Source organism: Thalassotalea insulae (genome assembly GCF_030161395.1).
Lineage (GTDB): Bacteria > Pseudomonadota > Gammaproteobacteria > Enterobacterales > Alteromonadaceae > Thalassotalea_E > Thalassotalea_E insulae.
Genome location: NZ_BSST01000003.1, coordinates 1 through 1,324, shown reverse-complemented (window position 1 = coordinate 1,324; position 1,324 = coordinate 1). Strand labels below are relative to the sequence as shown.

General features: G+C 32.3%; 1 protein-coding gene. It reads right to left on the bottom strand.

From position 1 onward, the window contains the following. Positions 1-379 precede the first annotated feature (379 nt). Positions 380-1,165: a hypothetical protein gene (locus tag QQK06_RS19715; RefSeq protein ID WP_284246669.1), complete on the bottom strand. Its 786-nt coding sequence runs from the start codon at positions 1,163-1,165 to the stop codon at positions 380-382. Positions 1,166-1,324: the final 159 nt, after the last annotated feature.

The following is a 1,324-nucleotide window of genomic DNA, read 5'->3' as shown; positions in this document are numbered from 1 at the left end:
TTAAACCAAGCTTTCGCGGCACTGCCGCCAACACCTGAGCACTTGATTAAACCACATAGTTTAAATTTATAAACACACTTAAAAGTTTAACAAGCTAATAGAAAAAGAAATGTGACGTTAATCCATTAACCTGATTGGGTAAATACCTTTTAAGTGCGCCCTAACCTAATGTTACTTTGAACAAATTTGTTAAACAACACTAAGTTTAAAACCTTAAATAAACCCTTTGATAAAACCACGTTAAACCTTTAACGAAGCAACCAACCACAGAATTCATGAAAACATATAACGCCGTTTTAAGCAGCAAAATACAGTTGGCTAAAATAAGTGAGGCACGAACAAAAAGCTAACTGTAATTTGTCCGACTTGAAAACCCTTGTTAGGCAAAAATATATGTACTAAAAAAGCTTGCCGTGAGGGAAATAAGAAGCGCAAACGTACCGCTCCAAAAAACATTCTTTCTAAATGTCATTTTGGATTGGTAGCTTTTAATTTGATCTCCTAACAAAAAAACAGTGTTTGACTGAATTTTATCGAATACCTCTGATAGCTTTGTAGATATTAATGCAGTTAAAACATACGAAACAAAAAATGAAGCAATTGCAAGTAACAAAGTAGGATTTAACTTATCATCTATTTCAATATAATTATCCAACCCAAATAATATAAGCATATTGTATGACAGTGCCCAACACACAAAAAAGTAAGGAATAAACACCAACTCTTTTGCATACGTTAAAGGGGTATTCTTTAATCTCAATATTTCTTCTGATATTTGTTTCGCAAAGTGATCTACGTTTTTCATATTCCCTGATGACATTGAAACTTCTATTTCTGGGTCTTTATCATCTTGACGAGAACTATATTTTCCACCAATTCTAAATTCGACTTCTATATTGAAATTTGAATATCTTGGGCTAGTAGATATCTCTAATCTCCTAATAAGCTTTCGTTCAGAATTAGTATCATTTAACACATCATCTATATTTTCAGTTTTATACGATATTTTATCTTCTCGTATTACACTATAAATTAGTTTTATTTCATCGTCTTTAGGGAATTCTCCTTGAATAGTATTCTCAATAATAGAGGAAAACCTTTTTAGTGAATCCTCATTAATCAAAAAATGAAAGTTAAATTCTTCCTCATATTTAACACTTTTCATATTTTATTTTGATCTCCGATAGTGAACGATGCAATTTTGCCTAACGCCCAAATAATGGGCAAATAACGCTTGGCTAAACTTGGAACGCAGTGACAAAGCCAAGCTTTATTTGTCCCTGTTAATTTGCTTGTTATATGGTTAGCCCAACCATCGCGGCAT